We start from the raw sequence: 19,106 nt of genomic DNA on the forward strand, positions 1-19,106 counted from the left end.
TGCAGGATTGGCGATGTCGAAGCTGCCGGATTTCGAAGGCCTGGCGATGTTCGCCAAGGTGGTGGAGGAGCGCTCCTTCGCCGGTGCGGCCCGCGCCATGGGGGTGTCGGTCGCCACGGTGTCGCGCGCGGTCGGCCGGCTGGAGGAGCGGCTGGGCGGACGGCTGTTCAACCGAACCTCGCGCCGGCTGGCCTTGACCGATTTCGGCCATTCCCTGGCCGAGCGCGCGATGCGCCTCTACGACGAGGCGGAGGCGGCCGAGAACGCGGCGCGCGAACTGTCCAGCCGCCCGCGCGGTCTGATCCGTCTGGCGGTGCCGATGTCGTTCGGGCTGCGCTGGGTGGCGCCCCTGCTGCCGGACTTCTTCCGCCTCTATCCGGAGATTTCCATCGACCTGCATCTGAGCGACGCGACCGTCGATCTGGTGGGCGAGGGCTTCGACGCCGCGCTGCGGATCGCCGTGCTGCCGGACAGCTCGCTGGTGGCGCGGCGGCTGTGCCCGGTCGCCCCCGTCGTCCTTGCCGCCCCCGGCTACATCGCCCGCCACGGCCTGCCCCGGCATCCGCGTGACCTGAAGGACCACCATTGCCTGGGCTACGCGTACCGGCGGCGGCAGGACATCTGGCACTTCACCAACAGCGCCGGCGAGGAGGAGAGCGTGACGCCGTCCGGCCCGCTGCGGGTCACCAACGCCGACGCCCTGGTGCCGATGCTGCTGGAGGGCTTGGCGATCGCCGAACTTCCGGAGTTCATGGCCGCGGACCATCTGGCGGACGGGCGGCTGACCGCCATCCTGACCGACTGGTCGTTGCCGAAGGGCGGGCTCTACTTCGTCACGCCCTCGGCCCGCACGCGCCCGGCGAAGGTCGGGGTTCTCGCCGACTTCCTCATCGAACGTCTGTCGGAACCGGCATGGCGGCGGTCCGTCGACGCGGGCAAGAACTAACACGCTCCGGTTATGGTTAACGGTACATAAACCAATTCACGGCTAATTTCGAAGCATCGCCGCTCCGATCCCGAGAGATTGCCGCCGTGAAGCTGCGCCTCGTCACCGCCGCCGCCCTTTGCGCCTTCCTCGCGATCCCGGGGGGCATGACCACCGGACGGAGCGCGCAGGCCGCAGGCGACTCCACCCCCTACGGCCACAGCACGGAAGCGGAGGAGATCGACCGCTTCGTCCGGGCGCTGCGCACCATCCGGGGCCAGTATGTCGAACCGCTGACCGACCACGAGCTGGTCGACATCGCCATCAAGGCGATGGCCGGGCGGGACCGCTACTCCGCCTATCTGGACGACGGCGAATACCGGCAGTTGCAGGCGTCGAACGACGGCGCCTTCGCCGGGCTGGGCATCCGCTACGAGGCCCACGGCACCCGCGTCCGCATCGCCGAAACCGTTCCCGAATCCCCCGCCGAGGCCGCCGGGCTGCGCTCCGGCGACGTCATCCTGGCGGTGGACCAGCAGCCGGTGGGCGGGGCGGAGCTGGCGACCGTCAAGCAGATGCTGAGCGGGCCGGAAGGCGCGGCGGTGTCGCTGACCGTCCTGCGCGCCGGCATGCCCGACCCCTTCGAGGTCAGCGTGGTCCGCGGCAAGCTGCGCATCCCCTCGGTCCGGCTGGCCGCCGTCGGGACGGTGGGCTACATCCGCATCGCCCGCTTCGACCGCCAGACCGCCACCGGGGTCAGCACGGCCATCCGCTCGCTGCGCGACCGCATCGGGCCGGACATCGGCGGCTTCATCATCGATGTGCGCGACAATCCCGGCGGGCTGGTGCAGGCGAGCGTCCGCGTGGCCGACGCCTTCCTGGACAAGGGAACCATCCTGACCGCCCGCGGTCCGGGGCGCGGGGCCGACAAGACCTACACCGCCACCCCCGGCGACGAGACGGACGGTTTGCCGCTGGTGGTGCTGGTCAACGCGAAGTCGGCCTCCGCTGCGGAGATCCTGACCGGGGCGCTGAAGGACCATCGACGCGCGACGGTGATCGGCACGACGACCTTCGGCAAGGGGATCATCCAGAGCGTCATCCCCTTCGACAGCGGGGCGCTGAAGCTGACAACGGCGCGCTACTACACGCCGTCGGGCCAGTCGATCCACCAGATCGGCATCCAGCCCGACGAGACCATCGCCGAGCCGGCCGCGGAGGACGGGCAGTCCGCCCCGCCGTCCGGCGGCATTCCCAACGCCGCCAACGATCAGGCCTTCGCCCGCGCGCTGTCCATTCTCCGCTCCCGCTGACGGGGGGCCCGCCGACGACTCAGAAGATCACCTCGCCGGCCAGCAGGGCGAGCACCAGGAAGATCAGGAAGATGATCAGCGCGATCCCGAAGAGGATCTTCGCGACCCCCGCGGTGGCTGACGACACGTTGGTGAAGCCGAGCGCGCCGGCCACCAGAGACACCACGAAAAAGATCAACGCCCATTTCAGCATGGACCGCTCCTGCGCTTCCGAAACCCCGCCGGCACGTCCGGCAGGGTAGGAACCTCGCGGACCGCCGCGGGTTCCCGCAGCGGCCGGCCCGGCTCACCCTATGCGTCGGGGGCCGGAATTCCGCAGGATGGCCGTTCCGTTGCGGGTTACCACCCGGTGCCCGAGCGATTCGGCAGGGATTGGCGGGTCATGCCCTGGTCCATGCCGGACTCGTTGGGCGACCGCGTGCGGCTTTGCGGTTCGCTCACGCCGGACCCGCTGTAAGAACCGCCGCTGTAGGGACCGGGGCTGGAGCTGGTCGCGTTCGGGTTGACGTTGGGCTCGTCCACGCCCTGGCTGCCGGACGTGCCGCCGCCGGTGAGGCCGCTTCCGGAGCCGCCGCTGTTCATGCCGCGGCTGCCTGTTTCACCGCCGTCCATGCCCGAACAGGCGGCCAGAAGCATCGCGGCCGACGCCGCGATCATCAGATTGCGCATGTCGCACTCCCTACGCTGATGTCTTGAGAATATCGCCTCCTCTCAACTGCCTCCGTCCGGGAGGGTTCCGCTTTTGACAGCCCGGGCGGCAACAGGCGCTTCAGCGTCCGGCCGCCTGACGGCGCAGGGCCTTCATTTCGTCGAACCGGGCGGTGACGTCGCGCATGACCGCCGCCATCCCCAGCATCGCCCCCTCCGCGTCCTTCAGCGGCACGATGGTGAACTCCACCGAGATGCGGGTTCCATCCTTGCGCGTCGCCGGCACCGACAGCAGGTCGCCGCTGCCGTACCGGCTCACCCCCGTCTTCATCACCTGATCGTAGCCGTCCCAATGCCGCTGGCGCTGGCGGTCCGGAATGATGATGTCCAGCGACTGGCCGAGCGCCTCGTCGGCGGTGAAGCCGAACACACGCTCGGCCCCCGCGTTCCAGAAGCGGATGATGCCTTTCTGGTCGGAATAGGCGATGGCCTCGGCCGGGCTGTTCAGCAGCGCCAGCCCCAGCCGTTTCAGGTCGTCCTCGGTCATAAATTCCCCCTGTCCTTCCGTTGCGATGTGCCCGATTCAAATGTCCAGGACCAGGCGTGCGCCGCGGGCGCGCGACACGCAGATCATCATCGTCTTTCCGGCGGCGCGCTCGGCGTCGGACAGGACGCTGTCGCGATGGTCGGGCTCCCCTTCCAGCACCGCCGTCTCGCAGGTGCCGCAGATGCCCTGCTCGCACGACGAGGCGACGGAAACACCCGCGGCGTCGAGCGCGTCGAGCACGCTCACCCCTTCCGTCACCGTGACGGTCACGCCGGAGCGGGCGCAGACGACCTCGAAGCGACCGTCCGGCGCCGCGTCACGCCCCGCATCCGAGCGCGGCGCGAACCATTCGAAGCGCACGTCCTGCGACGGCCGCGCGGCGTCCGCGACCGCGTCCATCAAGCGCTGCGGGCCGCAGCAGTAGATCAGGGCATCGTCGGCTGTCGCCGCGAGCAGGTCGCCCACCGCCAGCCGCCGGCCTTCGTCCGCGGCGTGCACCACCACCCGGCCCACCGCCCGGTCGCTGTCCAGTTCGCGAAGCTCGGCGAGGAACGGCGCCTCGGCCGCGCTGCGCACGCAGTAATGAAGGTCCCAGTCGGCTCCCCGGCGCGCCGCCTCGCGGATCATCGGCAGCAGGGGCGTGATGCCGATGCCCCCGGCGATGAACCGGTAGCGCGGGGCGGCGTCGAAGCGGAAGTTGTTGCGGGGCGGAGCGATGGTGACGGCGGTGCCGAGCCGCAAATCCCCATGGATGAAGCGCGACCCTTGCCCGCCCGGCTGATTGAGTACGGCGATCCGGTAGGCGGCACGATCCGCCGGATCGCCGCACAACGAGTAGGAGCGCACCGCTCCGTCCGGCAGATGCACGTCGATGTGCGCCCCCGGCTCGTAGGGCGGCAGGGGCTCGCCGTCCGGGTCGCGCAATTCCACCATCAGCACCTGCGGTGCCACCCGCTCCATATGATGGACGCGCAGCGACCGTGTCGTCGCCGGCGACCGCTGCGCACTCTCCCTTAGACCGGATGTCGTCATTCTTTGGCCCGCCAGGGTGGTTGTTCGGTCCTGCACTTCGGCCTGCGTCCGGACGTCCGGTCTGTGCGGAGCGTCGCTGGCATGCCAGATACATTGCGACCACTCTAAGACCTCAAGTTAACTTGAGGTCAAGAGGCAATTCCGCCCCGCCTTTCGGGGAACCGTCCCGGCTCCGCCCGGTTGCCGAAGGATCGAACGACTTCATCACGACCGTTTGCGACGGAGACTCCCGCATGGCGAGCACGGCTTCCGACATCCTGGTGGATGTCCTGGTGGATTGGGGTGTGGACACGATCTTCGGCATGCCCGGCGACGGCATCAACGGCATCGTCGAGGCGCTGCGCCGCCGCCAGGACGAGATCCGTTTCATCCAGGTCCGGCACGAAGAGGCGGCGGCCTTCGCCGCCTGCGGCTACGCCAAGTTCACCGGGCGGCTGGGCGTGTGCATCGCCACCTCCGGCCCCGGCGGGCTGCATCTGCTGAACGGTCTCTACGACGCCAAGCTCGACCACCAGCCGGTGCTGGCGATCACCGGGCTGCAATACCACGACCTCGTCGGCACCTACACCCAGCAGGATGTGGAGCTGGACAAGGTGTTCCAGGACGTCGCGCTCTACAACCAGCGCATCATGGGGGCGGCGCATGTGCGCAACATCGCCAACCTCGCCTGCCGCACCGCGCTCGCCCACCGCGGCGTGTCGCACATCACCATCCCCGTCGATCTGCAGGAGCAGGGCATCGGCGCCGACATGCGGGCGCCGCGCAACGTGAAGGGCCACAACACCGCCCTGTTCGCCCCCCAGCTGCCCGTCCCGTCGGAGGCGCAGACCCGCCGCGCCGTGGAGATCCTCGACGCCGGCAAGCGCATCGTCATCCTGGCTGGCCAGGGCGCGCTGAAGGCGACCGACCAGCTCGAACGGCTGGCCGACAAGCTGGGGGCGGTGATCGTCAAGGCGCTGCTGGGCAAGGCCGCGGTGCCGGACGACAGCCCCTTCACCACCGGTCAGGTCGGGCTGCTCGGCACCGCCCCCTCGCAGGAGGCGCTGGAGACCTGCGACACGCTGCTGATCGCCGGCTCGACCTTCCCCTACATCGAGTATTACCCGAAGCCGGGGCAGGCCCGCGCCATCCAGATCGACATCGACGCGGCGCGCATCGGCCTGCGCTATCCGGTGGAGGCCGGGCTGGTCGGCGACTGCGGGCTGGCGCTGGACATCCTGACCGAGCGGGTGCGGCGGCACGAGGACCGCTCCTTCCTGAAGACGGCGCAGGCGGGCAAGGCGGACTGGATGAGGCTGATGGAGGAGCGCGGCACCCGTCCGGACCTGCCGATGAAGCCGCAGGTCGTCGCGTGGGAGCTGGGCAAGCGCCTGTCCGACACGGCCATCGTCGCCTGCGACAGCGGCACCATCGCCACCTGGTGGGCGCGGCAGATCCCGGCGCGGCGCGGCCAGATGCACTCCCTGTCCGGCAACCTCGCCACCATGGCGCCGGGCGTTCCCTACGCCATCGCGGCGCAGCTCGCCCATCCCGGACGGCAGGTGGTCGCCTATGTCGGGGACGGCGGCTTTTCCATGCTGATGGCCGAATTCGCCACGGCGGTGAAGTACAAGCTGCCGATCAAGGTCATCATCAACAACAACAACTCGCTCGGCCAGATCAAGTGGGAGCAGATCGCCATGCTGGGCAACCCGGAGTATGTCTGCGACCTCCAGCCCATCGACTTCGCCAAGGTCGCGGAGGCCTGCGGCGGCAAGGGCTTCACCGTCACCGATCCGAAGGACTGCGGCGCCACGCTGGACGCCGCCCTTGCACATCCCGGACCGGTGGTCGTGGACTGCCTCGTCGACACCAACGAGCCGCCGATGCCGCCGAAGGTCCAGGCCAAGCAGGCCCTGCACTTCACGGAGGCGCTGGCCCGCGGCACCCCCGACGCCCTGAAGATCGCCGCCACCGTCTTCAAAGGCCGCGCCCGCGAGGTGATCTGACGCGGCCCGTTGGGGGTGGGGCGCCCGCTCAGGCGGCGCGCCCCTCCCCCCGCTGCGATCCCTGCTGCGATCCCTGCTGGGGCGCCGCGTCGGTCATCGCGTAGTTGCGCCCGAAGCGGTTGGCGATGAAGTCGGCGTAGCGCACCTCCTCCTGCTTGACGAAGCCCCGCTGCGGCAGCGTGCCGTCGGCCAGCAGGTCGAGCACGGCGCACATGCCCGACGCGGTGGTGATCTGGATGCCGTTGTAGAAGGTGCCGCCGATCTCCCGCCCGTAGATCTTGTTGGCGTAGGTCTCCTGGAGCAGCCGGCCCCGCTTCGTCCCGGTCACCGTCACGAAGATCAGCACGACGTCCTGGAGGGTCGCCGGGATCGAGTGCTCCAGGATGTCCTTCAGCAGCTCCCGCCGGCTGCCCAGCCGCAGGTCGTGCAGCAGCGCCTTCATCAGGTCGCGGTGCCCCGGATAGCGGACGGAGCGGTAGTTGAGCGTCCGCACCTTGCCCGCCAGCGTCTCGCACAGCGTGCCCAGCCCGCCCGAGGTGTTGAACGCCTCGTACAGCACGCCGTCGAGGGAGAACTCCTCGCGCTCCTCCAGCGGCGGGACGGAGACGAGGCGGCCTTCGACGATGGCCTCGCAGGGCTCCAGATACTCGTTGATGACGCCCTCGGTGCTCCAGGTCAGGTTGTAGTTCAGGGCGTTGGACGGGTATTTCGGCAAGGCGCCGACGCGCATCCGCACCGTGTCCAGCGTGTCGAAGCGCGAGGCCACGTCGTTGGCGACGATGGAGATGAAGCCCGGCGCCAGCCCGCATTGCGGGATGAAGGCCGAGCGCGCGCCGTCCGCCAGCTCCTTGACGCGCCGCGTGCTCGCCACGTCCTCCGTCAGGTCGAGGTAATGGGTGCCGGCGTCCCGCGCCGCCTCCGCCACGCCGACCGTCAGGTGATAGGGCAGCGCGCTCAACACCGCGAACTTGCCGCGCATCGCTTCGGCGAGGTCGGCGGGATCGGCGGCGTCCACCACGCGCGTCTCCATCCGCGGGTGGGCGGGCAGCCGCTCCAGCGCGTCCGCCGAACGGTCGGCGACGGTCACCCGGTAATCGCCCGTGGCTTTCAGGAAGTCGCCGATGGTCTCGCCGATCTTGCCGCCGCCCATCAGAAGAATGTCGCGCATCGTCCCATACCCCCTGCTTCTTGGTTTGCGTCGTTATGACGCAATCTTGACCGGACGGCCTGTCGATGTGCAGGGTGCAGGGTGCCGAAACGCCCGACAATGGTCGGCATAATGACGGAAAGGCCGGCGATATGATGGACGAGCTGGATCAGCATCTTCTCGACGCGCTTCAGGACAACGCGCGGGAGCCCACCGCCGCGCTGGCCCGCCGCCTGCGCGTGTCGCGCAGCACGGTGCAGAGCCGCATCCAGCGGCTGGAGGAGCGCGGCGTGATCGCCGGCTACACGGTGCGGCTGTCGGACGAGACGGCGCGCCGGATGATCCGCGCCCACGTCTCCATCAACCTGTCGCCCAAGCTGACCGCCGCCGTGGTCCAGGCGCTGAAGCGGATTCCGGAGGTGCGGGCGCTCCACGCCATCAGCGGCGCGCACGACCTGATCGCCGTCGTGCGGACCGGAACCATGGAGGAGATGGACGCGCTGATCGACCGCATCGGCGCCATCGACGGCATCGAGCGGACGACCTCGTCGATCATCATGGCGACGAAGTTCGAGCGGTGAGAAAAGGCTGTTCGCATTTCGTGGTTGGAGGGCAAAAAGGACGCGAACAAACCGCAAGGCGCGTTCGTCCGTTTCCAAGCCCCGTTGAGGTCGGACCCCTCAGGCTTGTGCTTCGCCGCGCCTCTCCTGCATCGTGGGTTACGGTTGGAGACTGGGGATGAGAGCACGATGGCTGTTCAGTTCGAACGGGTAACGCCGATTTTGCCGGTCCGGGACGTGCGCGCAGCGCTCGCCCATTACCGGCGTCTTGGCTTTGAGGCGTCCGCCTACAATGATACGGTCGAGGAACCGATTTACGGCTTTCTTGCCTGGGGCGACGTGACCCTTCACTTGGCGTTGGTTCCCGACCTGGAACCAGCACGCTCAACGGCGGCCTGCTATCTCTACGTCAACGACGCTGACGCGTTGTATGCGGCGTGGCAGGCCGCCAAAGTCGATGGTCGTCTGACCGCCCTTGCCGACACGCCCTATGGCCTGCGCGAGTTTGCCCACATCGATCCGGACGGCAATCTGCTGCGGATCGGCGCGCCCATAACTCCGAACCCCAGATAAGGTCGCGGCCGGGGCGTTGCTTCGCTGAGGGTTTGATCAACCGCGAAATGCGGATAGCCGAAAAAAGAAGCCCCTCTCCCCGGATGGGAAGAGGGGCTTTCTCCAACGTGACGGCGCTTACACCATGCCCGAGCGGGTGAAGGGCAGGTGGTGCAGGCGCTTGCCGGTGGCGGCGAAGACCGCGTTGGCCACCGCCGGGGCGGCGGTCGGCACGCCGGGCTCGCCGACGCCGGTCGGACGGGCCGTGGAGGGGAGGATGTGCACCTCGACCGGGGGCATCTCCGAATTGCGGAGCGGCTGGTAGGTGTCGAAGTTGCTCTGGTCCACCACGCCGCCGGTCAGCGTGATCTCGTCGCGCAGCGCGTGGCCGATGGCCCAGCCGGTGCCGCCGGAGATCTGCGCCTCGACGATGTTCGGATTCACGACCTGCCCGCAATCCACCGCGCAGACCACGCGGTCGATGGTGATACGGCCCTGGTCGTCCACGGAGACCTCGGCGACGTGGGCGACGAAGCTGCTGAAGCTCTCATGCACGGCGATGCCGCGGCCCTTGCCCTTGGGCAGCGGCTGGCCCCAGCCGGCCTTCTCGGCCGCCAGCTTCAGCACGCCCTGGAGGCGCGGGTGGTCCTTCAGCATCTCCAGCCGGAAGGCCACCGGGTCCTTGCCCGCCGCCGCGGCCAGCTCGTCGATCATCACCTCCTTGGCGTAGGCGGTGTGGGTGTGGCCGACCGAGCGCCACCACAGGGTGGTGACCGGGGACTTCGGCGACTGCAGATCGACATACAGGTTCGGCACGGCGTAGGCCATGTCCGAGGACCCCTCGACCGAGGTCGCGTCCACGCCGTTCTTGACCATCACGGCCTCGAACGGGGTGCCCTCCATGAAGCTCTGCCCGACGATCTTCTGCCGCCACGCCACCAGCTTGCCCCCGGCGTCCAGGCCGGCCTTCACCTTGTGCAGGAACAGCGGGCGGTAGCGGCCGCCGCGGATGTCGTCCTCGCGCGTCCACACCAGATGGACCGGCGCCTTGCCGCCATAGGCCTTGGCGATGGACACCGCCTCCGCGATGTAGTCGGCGTCGGTCGTGGCGCGGCGGCCGAAGCTGCCGCCCGCCCAGACGGTGTTGATGACCACCTGCTCCGGCTTGCAGCCGAGCATGGCGGCGACGACCTTCTGCTCGACCCCCTGGAACTGCGAGCCGGCCCAGATGGTGCAGCCGCCGTCGGGAGTCAGCTCCACGGTCGCGTTCAGCGGCTCCATCGGGGCGTGGGCAAGGTAGGGGAAGACGAACTCCGCCTCCACCACCTTGGCGGCGCCGGCCAGCGCCTTCGCCGCGTCGCCGGTGTCGGTGGCCACGTTGCCCGGCTGGTCGGCCAGCTTGCGGTAGTCGGCGAGCATCTCCTCGGTGCCGCGCATCTCCGCCTTGGCGTCGTCCCACTCCACCGTCAGCGCCTCGCGGCCCTTCATGGCGGCCCAGGTGTTCCTGGCGACGACCGCGACGCCCCTCGGCACGGTCAGAACCTCCAGGACGCCCGGAACCTGTTTCGCCGCCGCGGCGTCCACCGACTTCACCGTGCCGCCGAAGCGGGGGGAGCGGGCCATCACCGCCGTCACCTGGCCGGGGCGGCGGATGTCCATGGCGAAGATCGCCGTGCCGTCGGTCTTGGACACATGGTCCAGCCGGTGCAGCGACGGGTTGCCGATCAGCTTGTAGTCCTTGGCGTCCTTCAGCGCGACGTTCTGCGGGACGGGCAGCTTCGCCGCGTCCTCCGCCAGTTCGCCGAAGCGGGCGCTGCGGTTCGAGGCGGCGTGGCGGACGACGCCCTTTTCCACGGTGATGGCGGAGGCCGGGACCGACCAGCGCGCAGCGGCGGTGGCGACCAGCATGGCGCGGGCGGCGGCGCCGGCCATGCGCAGCTCGTCCCAGCTGTTGGCGACGGCGGTGGAGCCGCCGGTGCCCTGGATGCCGAAGAAGTGGTTGGCGTAGAGCGCGCCGTCCGCCGGGGCGAAGGCGCCGCGCATCTGCGCCCAGTCGGCGTCAAGCTCCTCCGCGACGATGGTGGTCAGGCCGGTCATGATGCCCTGGCCCTTGTCCAGATGCTTGACCAGCACGGTGACCGTGTCGTCGGCGGCGATGCGGATGAAGGCCTGCGGGCGCGGGTCCGCCGGGCCGACGACCTTGGGGGCGGCGGCCTCGCTGGCGAATCCCGTCCGGGGCAGCATGGCGCCCAGCACCAGGGCGCCGCCGGCCCCCTTCAGGAAGCCGCGGCGCGAGGGGGAGGCGACGTCGGCCGCCGCCTGCTTGATGAGCTGGTTCAGCATGGCTCAGGCCCCCATCGCCTTGGCGGCGTCCTTGATGGCCGCGCGGATGCGCGGATAGGTGGCGCAGCGGCAGACGTTGCCGTCCATCGCCGCGTCGATGTCGTCGTCCGTGGGGTTGCGGTTGTCGGTCAGCAGGGCGACGGCGCTCATGATCTGGCCGGACTGGCAGTAGCCGCACTGCACCACGTCCAGCTTCTGCCAGGCGGCCTGGACGGCCTGGGCGACCGTGCCGGACACGCCCTCGATCGTGGTGATCTTGGTGCCGGCGGCGGATTCCGCCGGGGTCTGGCAGGCGCGGATCGGCGTGCCGTCCATATGGACGGTGCAGGCGCCGCACTGGGCGATGCCGCAGCCGAACTTGGTGCCGGTCAGGTTCAATTCGTCCCGCAGGACCCACAGAAGCGGCATGTCGCCGGGCACGTCGACGTCCCGGTCCTGCCCGTTGATGTTCAAACGAATCATCGGATGATCCCTGTCTCTCGACTCTGCCTGTCGGGTATTATGATGCGGGCCTTCGGCGGGCAATTCCTGCGTGAATCCCAGCTTCGAAAAGACCGTGTTCAGTGTGGTCCCGTTCGGCGGGCGTGGCAAACATCCCAGTGTGGGAGTTGGTCTTCCGCGGAAGCGCCGGCCCTATCCGTTCGTTCGGCCCGCAAACGTGACCACGATCATCCTAACCGCTTCGCTGCGAGCCGAATAGCCGGTACAATCCGCTTGAGCTTATGAATTTGGTGCATGAATGAACCGGAACGACCTCAGCGATCTGGCGGCCTTCGCCGTCGTGGCGGAGGAGGGGAGCTTCACGCGGGCGGCGGCCCGGCTGGGCATGTCCCAATCCGCGCTCAGCCACGCCATGAAGGCGCTGGAGGACCGGCTGGGCCTGCGCCTGCTGGCCCGGACGACCCGCAGCGTGTCCACGACGGAGGCCGGGCAGCGGCTGCTCCGCACGCTGCGGCCGGCGCTGGACGACATCGCCGCCGGGCTGGCCGCGGTGGGGGAACTGCGCGAGAAGCCCGCCGGCACGCTGCGCATCACCACCGGCAAGCACGCCGCCGTCCGGGTGCTGTGGCCCGTTCTGTCGGGCTTCCTCGCCGACTATCCGGAGGTGCAGGTGGAGCTGTCCATCGACAGCAGCCTGACCGACATCGTGGCCAGCCGCTTCGACGCCGGGGTCCGGCTGGGCGAGCAGGTCGAGAAGGACATGATCGCGGTGCGCATCGGCCCGGACATCCGGGCGGCCATCGTCGGCGCGCCCTCCTACTTCGCGCAGCGTCCGGTGCCCTGCGCCCCGCAGGATCTGGCCGGGCACGACTGCATCAACTACCGCTTCACCTCGTCCGGCGCCCTTTATGTCTGGGAGTTCGAGGAGGACGGCCATCCGGTGAACGTCCGGGTGTCGGGATCGCTGGTGTCCAACGACATGGACGTCATCATGGCCGCCGTTCTGGACGGGCGGGGGCTGGCCTACATCTTCGAGGACGAGGCGGCGGAGCACATCGCCGCCGGGCGGCTGGTCCGCGTGCTGGACGACTGGTGCAAGCCCTTCCCCGGCTATTACCTCTACTACCCCAGCCGCCGGCAGATCCCCCCGGCCCTGGCCGCCCTGGTGGACGCGCTGCGCTATCGGCTGTAGCAGCCGTGCAACTTACGCATGCTTATTCCACGCTCCGGCCAGATCCGAAAAAGGATTATTAACGTACCAAAAGATTAAGGTAATCGGATCAAGCGGCGCCAAGCCGCCGGAACGGGATGAACGCCGGATGATGCGTGTGTATGCCTGCATAACCCAGCAGCACGATCTGTGGCTTGTGCTGCTGGCCGGGGCGGTCTGTGGATTCGGTGCCTGGGTGTCCCTGAACCTCGCCCGCCGCGCGGCGGCGGCGGTGGGGCGGGCGCGCTGGGGCTGGCTGGCCGGTGCCGCGACGGCGACCGGCGGCGGCGTGTGGGCGACCCATTTCATCGCCATGCTGGCCTTCCGGACGAGCCTGCCCACGGGCTACGACGTCGGCCTGACGGTCCTGTCGAGCCTGATCGCCATCGGCGGCGCCGCGCTGGGCATCCGCCACGCCATCGGCGGCGGGCGGCTGGCCGCTCCGCTCGGCGGCGCCGTCGCCGGGGCCGCGGCGACGGCCATGCATTTCACCGGCATGGCGGCGCTCCAGGTGCCGGCCAACCTGCATTACGATCCGGCCTACGTCGCGGTGGCGCTGGGCCTGGGCGTCCTGCTGGCCGGGGCGGGCTTCACCGCCGCCCTGCGGATCGGGTCGCTGAAGGGGCTGGCGGCCGGCGCGGGCCTGCTGGCGCTGGGCATCTGCGGGCTGCATTTCACCGGCATGGCCGGCGTCACGCTGATCCCCGACCCGCTGCACGACATGTCCGACCAGATCATGGAGCCGGGCCTGCTGGCGGTCGCCATCGCGGTGACCGCCACGGTGGTGATGGCGCTGGGCCTCGCCGGAGCCATCGTCGACCAGCGGCTGGCCGCGCGGACGGCGAACGAGGCGGCCCGGCTGCGGGCCAGCGAGGAGCGGTTCCGCCAGCTCGCCGACGCCACCACCGAAGGCATCGTGATCCACCGCGACGGCGTGGTCCTCGACGTCAACCGCGCCATGGCGGAGCTGCTGGGCAAGCCGTCGGCCGCGTTCATCGGCCAGTCCATGCTGCGCTTCGTGGTGCAGAACCGCCGCTCCGACATCGAGCGCAAGCTGGCCCATCCGACCTCCGAGCGGGTGGAGCTGGATCTGCTGCACGACGACGGCACGCTGGTGATGGTCGAGGCGCACGGGCAGGACATCACGCACGAGGGCCGGCCGGCCCGCGTCGTCGCCGTCCGCGACATCCGCGAGCGCAAGCGGGCGGAGGAGCGCATCCGCCACATGGCGCACCACGACCTGCTGACCGGCCTGCCCAACCGCTCGCTGTTCCTCGACCGGCTGAACGGCGCGCTGACCAGCGCGGGGCGGGCGCACACCGGGGTGGCGGTGCTCTATCTGGATCTCGACCGCTTCAAGGCGGTGAACGACCTGCTGGGCCACCCGGCGGGCGACCGGCTGCTGCAGGAGATGGCCCGCCGCATGCTGGAGGCGGTGCCCAGCCACGACACGGTGGCGCGGCTGAGCGGCGACGAGTTCGCCGTCCTGCACCGCATCGCCCAGCCGGGCGAGGCGCTGGCCCTGGCCGACCGGCTGGTGAAGGCGCTGGGCGCCCCGGCCGAGCTGGACGGCCAGCGGATGGTGGTGGGGACGAGCGTCGGCATCGCCCTGTTCCCGCAGGACGGCGCCGGGGCGGAAGCGCTGCTCCAGCACGCCGACACCGCGCTCTACCGCGCCAAGTCGGAGGGGCGGGGCACCTTCCGCTTCTTCGAGGCGGAAATGGACGAGCGTCTGCAGGCCCGCCGCGGCCTGGAGCGCGACCTGCGCCAAGCATTGAGCGACGGCGCGCTCTGCGTCCATTACCAGCCGCTGGAGGATTGCCGGACGCACCGCGTCCTGGGGTTCGAGGCGCTGGTGCGCTGGAAGCATCCGGAGCGCGGCATGATCCCGCCGTCGGAGTTCGTGCCGCTGGCCGAGGAGAGCGGGCTGGTCATGCAGCTCGGCGAGTTCGTTCTGCGCACCGCCTGCCGGGACGCCCGGAGCTGGCCCGATCCGGTCAAGGTGGCGGTGAACCTGTCGCCGGTCCAGTTCCGCCATTCCGACCTCCCGGCCACCATCCTCGGCATCCTGGAGGAGGAGGGGCTGCCGCCGCACCGGCTGGAGATCGAGGTGACCGAGGGGGTGATGATCGACGACACCGAGCGCGCCCTGGCCGCGCTGACCGCGCTGAAGGCCGCCGGGGTGCGCATCGCGCTCGACGATTTCGGCACCGGCTATTCCAGCCTCAGCTATCTCCAGAAATTCACCTTCGACAAGCTGAAGATCGACCGCTCCTTCGTCCAGCTGATGGCGGAGAACCGTGAGTCCCTGTCGATCATCCGCACCATCCTGGCGCTCGCCAAGAGCCTGGACATCGCCGTCACGGCGGAGGGCGTGGAGACGGAGGAGCAGCGGACCCTGCTGAAGAACGAATCCTGCAACCAGCTCCAGGGCTATCTGATCGGGCGCCCGGTCCCGGCGTCGGAGCTGGCGCGCTTCTACGAGCCGGCGTGAGGGCGGGGCGGCCGCCCCCGCGGCAGGGGCGGGTGTGACGGAACCGTTGGACAAACGGACGAAGGCCGCCGCACAGTGTCCCCCGTCATGACCGGATTGCGTGCCTTCGCGGGGCGTCTCGTCGCCGCTCTTCTCCTGCTCCCGTTCCTGCCGCCGGAGGTCGCGGCCGGGCGGGAGACCCGCACCGCCGTCACGGTGCTGACGTCCTTTCCCGCGGGCTTCTACGAGCCGGTGCGCGAGGCCTTCGAGGCCGCGCACCCGGACTGGCGCCTGCGCATCGTCAACACCAAGACCACCGCCGCGATCAGCCAGCTGCAGGAGCGTACGGACGACGGCGTGGACGTCTTCTGGGCGTCCGCCCCCGACGCCTTCGAGGTGCTGAAGGCGGCCAAGCGCCTGCAGCCGCTCGCCGCCCGCCCGACGGGGGCGCCGCCGACCGTCGGGAACCAGCCGATCAACGATCCGGACGGCGCCTATCTCGGCTTCGCGCTGTCGGGATACGGGCTGCTGTGGAACCAGCGCTATCTGGATCGCCACGGCCTGCCGGCGCCCAAGCGGTGGGAGGATCTCCGCCGCCCCGTCTACGCCCGGCATCTCGGCATCACCGCGCCGTCGCGGTCGGGCACCATGCATCTGATGGTCGAGACCGTTCTGCAGATGCAGGGGTGGGAACGCGGCTGGGCGACGTGGCTGGAGATCGCCGGCAACCTCGCCACCGTGACGGCGCGCAGCTACGGCGTGGTCGACGGCGTCGCCAAGGGGCGCTTCGGCGTCGGGCTGAGCATCGACTTCCTCGGCCAGTCCGCCGGGTCGGACGAGGAGGACCTGCGCTTCGCCTATCCCGCCGACAGCCTGTTCCTTCCCGCCAGCGTGGCCCTGCTGCGCGGCGCGCCGAACCCGGAGGGAGCCGGGGCCTTCATCGACTTCCTGCTGTCCCCGGCCGGTCAGGCGCTGCTCGTCCGCCCGGACATCCAGCGCCTGCCGGTGCGGCCCGACGCCTACGCGGCGGCCCCCGCCGGCTATCCCGACCCCTACCGGACGGAAACGGGGGACGACCTCTTCCTGTTCGACCGCGCCCTGTCCGGCGCCCGCTACGAGCTGGTGAACCTGCTGTTCGACGAGCTGGTGACCTTCCGGGTCAAGACGCTGAACCGGGTCTGGCAGCTGATCCACGAAGGGGAGGAGCGCCTGTCCGCCCTCTACGGCGCCGCGGCCCACGAGCCGGTCGCGGCGGAGCTGCTGCGCGCCGCGCGGGCGGCGGCCACCGCCGTCCCGGTCTCCGCGGCGGAGGCCGCCGACCCCGCCTTCTCCATGGCGTTGCGCCGGCCGGCGCGCGGGCTGCCCGTGTCCAGCCGGCAGGCGGAGCTGGAGGCCGCGTGGCGGGCCTTCTCCCGGCAGCGCTTGGACGAGGCGCTGGCCCTGGCGGAACGCGCGCTGATCATCCTGCGCGTGGCCGGCGGCGAAGGGGTGTGGCCGTGAGCGTGGAGGCCGTCGCCGAGCGGGCCCCCGGCCCCGTGCGGTTCGGCATCCGGGCGCGGCTGCTGCTGGCCTTCGTCGCGGTGGCGGCGCTGTCGGTGGTCGCCTGCGGGCTGGGCTGGCTGTCCTACGACCGGCTGGGCGGCACGCTGGACGAGTTCGCGGAGAGCCATCTGCCCGCCCTGGGCCTTGCCGCGCGCCTGGCGGAGGAGGGCGGAAGCATCATCGCCACCGCGCCGATCCTCGCCAACGCCCAGACGGAGCAGGAGCTTGGGGCGATCCGCGACGCGCTGGGCCGCCGGCTCGCCGCGCTGCGCGCGCTGGCGGCGGAAGGGGAGCGCGGCGTTCCCGGGCTGCGCCCGATGGCGGACGCGCTCGGCCACAACCTGACCGACCTCGACGCCACCGTGCGGCACCGGCTGGCGCTGGCCCGCCGCAACCAGGAGGGCATCGAGCGGCTGCGCTGGCTGCACGCCGACTTTCTCGACGAGATCGAGCCGCTGGTCACCGACGCCCGCTTCAACATCCAGAGCGCGCTGGACCTCGTCGAGGCCGGCACCCGCTCCGCCGAGGCGGTCCGCGTCCTGCGCGCGGAAAGCCGGCGCAGCGAGGCGGTGCTGCAGATCGGGGCGAACGGCAACCTTGCGGTCGGGCTGATCGCGCGGGCCGCGACGCTGGCCACCACCGAGGCGCTGGACGACAACGCCGGGTTCCTGGAGGAGACGGCCGACCGGCTGCAGCGCGATCTGGCGACCCTGGACGACTGGGCGGACGGCGTGTCGCTGGCGCAGGTCGTCGCGCGCCTGCTGGAGCTGGCCCGCGGCGAGGGCAGCGTCCCGGAGCTGCGCCGCGCGGAGCTGGCCGCGGCCGACCGGGGGCAGGGCCTGCTGGCCGAGAACCGGAAGCTGGTGGCCCGGCTGAACGGCCTGATCGCCCAGCAGGTGCAGTCGGTGGAAACCACCTCCCGCGCCGCCGCCGCGCGGTCGGCCCAGGCCATCGCCGAGGGACGGTCGGCCCTGCTGGCAAGCGCGCTGGTCAGCCTGCTGGTGGCGGTGCTGGTGGCTTGGCTGTACGTCAACCGCAGCATCATCTCCCGCCTGACGCGGCTGGGCAGCGCGGCGCACGAGATCGCCGCCGGCAACCTCCAGGCGGACATCCCGCTTGGCGGCAACGACGAGCTGTCGCAGATGGCCGCGGCCCTGCTGGTCTTCCGCGACACCGCCATCGCGGTGGAGGAGGCCAACGCCCAGGCCATCATCGACAACGCCCAGGCCGGGCTGGCGACCACCGACGCCGACGGGGTGATCGAATTCGTCAACCCGCCGGCCGCCGCCCTGATCGCCGCGCCGGACGGTTCGGCGGACGGGCGTCTGGCGGACCGGCTGGACCCCGCCGGAGCGCGGCGCGTGGAGGATTTCTTCCGCGAGGCCGGCGCGGCCCCGGACGAGGCGGTGCCGTCCCTCTCCATCCTGACCGCCGGGCGCCGGCCGGACGGTCGCCCGGTGCCGGTCCAGGTGGGCATCCGCCCCTTCCGGCGCCGCCAGCAGCAGCGCTTCATCGTCACCCTGACCGACATGACGGAGCGGGTGGAGGCGCAGCAGATCCTGGAGCGCACGGTGGCGGAGCGCACCGCCGACCTGCGCACCACCAACGCGCGGCTGGAGCGGGCCATCGCCGAGCACCAGCGCGCCGAACGCGACCTGCGCGACGCCCAGGCGGAGCTGGTGCAGGCCGGCAAGCTGGCGGCGCTCGGGCAGCTCGCCGCCGGGGTGGGGCACGAGCTGAACCAGCCGCTGTCGGCCATCCGCTCCTACGCCCACAACGGGCGCAAGCTGATCGCGCTCGGACGGGTCGCGGAGGCGGAGGGCAACCTCGGCAAGATCGCCGACCTGACCGCCCGCATGGCCAACATCACCAACCATCTGAAGCGCTTCGCCCGCCGTCCCGACACCCGGCTGGGCGCGGTCGAGCTGGCGCCGGTGGTGCAGGGCGCCCTCTCGCTGTTCGACACCCGGCTGCGCGAGGAGGCCGTGGAGGTGGCCGTGCACCTGCCGGAGGGCCGCCCCGGCGAGCCGCTGCGCGTCCGCGCGGAGGAGGTGCGGCTGGAACAGGTGCTGGTCAATCTGCTGAGCAACGCGCTGGACGCCGTGGCCGACGCCCCGCTGCGCCGCATCGCCATCGGCGTGGAGGAGACGGACGGGAGCGTGCGCATCACGGTGCGCGACAGCGGCTCCGGCATTCCCGACGCGGTGGCCGGGCAGGTGTTCGATCCCTTCTTCACGACCAAGCCGGTGGGCACGGGGCTCGGCCTCGGCCTCTCGATCTCCTACAACATCGTGCGGGACTTCGGCGGCGTCCTGTCGGTGGCCGACAGCGGCCCCGGCGGAACCGTCTTCCTGCTGACCCTGACCCGTGCCTGAGCGACATCGC

The 19,106-nt window shown here is 70.6% G+C and carries 16 protein-coding genes; 9 read left to right on the forward strand and 7 right to left on the reverse strand.

What is annotated here, in order from left to right; genetic code table 11:
* Positions 1-13: 13 nt before the first annotated feature.
* On the forward strand, positions 14-946 hold the full coding sequence (locus TSH58p_RS20015) for a LysR family transcriptional regulator (RefSeq protein WP_109071982.1): 933 nt from the start codon (positions 14-16) through the stop codon (positions 944-946).
* An 86-nt stretch (positions 947-1,032) separates the two neighbouring features.
* A complete protein-coding gene (locus TSH58p_RS20020; protein WP_109071981.1) occupies positions 1,033-2,238 on the forward strand; it encodes a S41 family peptidase in 1,206 nt (401 codons plus the stop codon).
* 19 nt (positions 2,239-2,257) lie between these two features.
* On the opposite strand, the gene TSH58p_RS20025 is transcribed toward TSH58p_RS20020, so the two are convergent.
* The 4 genes from TSH58p_RS20025 to TSH58p_RS20040 form a co-directional block, all read right to left on the reverse strand.
* Entirely contained in the window at positions 2,258-2,431 is a 174-nt protein-coding gene (locus TSH58p_RS20025) for a DUF1328 domain-containing protein (RefSeq protein ID WP_109071980.1), read from the reverse strand.
* Between the two features lie 146 nt (positions 2,432-2,577).
* A complete protein-coding gene (locus TSH58p_RS20030; RefSeq protein ID WP_109071979.1) occupies positions 2,578-2,907 on the reverse strand; it encodes a hypothetical protein in 330 nt (109 codons plus the stop codon).
* Positions 2,908-3,007: 100 nt separating this feature from the next.
* Positions 3,008-3,433, reverse strand: coding sequence for a PAS domain S-box protein (locus TSH58p_RS20035; RefSeq protein ID WP_109071978.1), 426 nt, complete (start codon positions 3,431-3,433; stop codon positions 3,008-3,010).
* 36 nt (positions 3,434-3,469) lie between these two features.
* Positions 3,470-4,465 (reverse strand): PDR/VanB family oxidoreductase, encoded by a 996-nt coding sequence (locus TSH58p_RS20040; RefSeq protein ID WP_247874243.1) that lies wholly within the window; start codon positions 4,463-4,465, stop codon positions 3,470-3,472.
* Positions 4,466-4,698: 233 nt separating this feature from the next.
* On the opposite strand from TSH58p_RS20040, the gene TSH58p_RS20045 reads away from it, so the two are divergent.
* Positions 4,699-6,453 carry a thiamine pyrophosphate-dependent enzyme gene (locus TSH58p_RS20045; RefSeq protein ID WP_109071977.1) on the forward strand — a complete coding sequence of 585 codons (1,755 nt, stop codon included), beginning with the start codon at positions 4,699-4,701 and terminating at the stop codon, positions 6,451-6,453.
* A gap of 28 nt (positions 6,454-6,481) precedes the next feature.
* Here TSH58p_RS20045 and TSH58p_RS20050 read toward each other — a convergent pair whose 3' ends face one another.
* Positions 6,482-7,621, reverse strand: coding sequence for a saccharopine dehydrogenase family protein (locus TSH58p_RS20050; RefSeq protein WP_109071976.1), 1,140 nt, complete (start codon positions 7,619-7,621; stop codon positions 6,482-6,484).
* 131 nt (positions 7,622-7,752) lie between these two features.
* Here TSH58p_RS20050 and TSH58p_RS20055 point away from each other — a divergent pair, with 131 nt between their 5' ends.
* Entirely contained in the window at positions 7,753-8,181 is a 429-nt protein-coding gene (locus TSH58p_RS20055) for an Lrp/AsnC family transcriptional regulator (protein ID WP_040138311.1), read from the forward strand.
* A 168-nt stretch (positions 8,182-8,349) separates the two neighbouring features.
* A complete protein-coding gene (locus tag TSH58p_RS20060) occupies positions 8,350-8,733 on the forward strand; it encodes a VOC family protein (protein WP_109071975.1) in 384 nt (127 codons plus the stop codon).
* Positions 8,734-8,850: 117 nt separating this feature from the next.
* On the opposite strand, the gene TSH58p_RS20065 is transcribed toward TSH58p_RS20060, so the two are convergent.
* Positions 8,851-11,055 (reverse strand): xanthine dehydrogenase family protein molybdopterin-binding subunit, encoded by a 2,205-nt coding sequence (locus TSH58p_RS20065; RefSeq protein WP_109071974.1) that lies wholly within the window; start codon positions 11,053-11,055, stop codon positions 8,851-8,853.
* A gap of 3 nt (positions 11,056-11,058) precedes the next feature.
* On the reverse strand, positions 11,059-11,517 hold the full coding sequence (locus tag TSH58p_RS20070; protein ID WP_014199673.1) for a (2Fe-2S)-binding protein: 459 nt from the start codon (positions 11,515-11,517) through the stop codon (positions 11,059-11,061).
* 277 nt (positions 11,518-11,794) lie between these two features.
* Here TSH58p_RS20070 and TSH58p_RS20075 point away from each other — a divergent pair, with 277 nt between their 5' ends.
* The 4 genes from TSH58p_RS20075 to TSH58p_RS20090 all read left to right on the forward strand — a co-directional run bounded on the left by TSH58p_RS20075 (position 11,795) and on the right by TSH58p_RS20090 (position 19,096).
* A complete protein-coding gene (locus TSH58p_RS20075) occupies positions 11,795-12,688 on the forward strand; it encodes a LysR family transcriptional regulator (RefSeq protein ID WP_109071973.1) in 894 nt (297 codons plus the stop codon).
* 127 nt (positions 12,689-12,815) lie between these two features.
* On the forward strand, positions 12,816-15,200 hold the full coding sequence (locus TSH58p_RS20080) for an EAL domain-containing protein (RefSeq protein ID WP_109071972.1): 2,385 nt from the start codon (positions 12,816-12,818) through the stop codon (positions 15,198-15,200).
* Between the two features lie 87 nt (positions 15,201-15,287).
* Positions 15,288-16,679: an ABC transporter substrate-binding protein gene (locus TSH58p_RS20085; RefSeq protein WP_109071971.1), complete on the forward strand. Its 1,392-nt coding sequence runs from the start codon at positions 15,288-15,290 to the stop codon at positions 16,677-16,679.
* The gene (locus TSH58p_RS20090) at positions 16,676-19,096 is read left to right on the forward strand and encodes an ATP-binding protein (protein ID WP_109072002.1); all 2,421 of its coding nucleotides are present in this window, start codon (positions 16,676-16,678) and stop codon (positions 19,094-19,096) included. Before TSH58p_RS20085 ends, TSH58p_RS20090 begins: the two co-directional genes overlap by 4 nt.
* Positions 19,097-19,106 lie beyond the last annotated feature (10 nt).

Origin of the sequence: Azospirillum sp. TSH58, assembly GCF_003119115.1 — a bacterium.
In the GTDB taxonomy this organism is placed as follows: Bacteria; Pseudomonadota; Alphaproteobacteria; order Azospirillales; family Azospirillaceae; genus Azospirillum.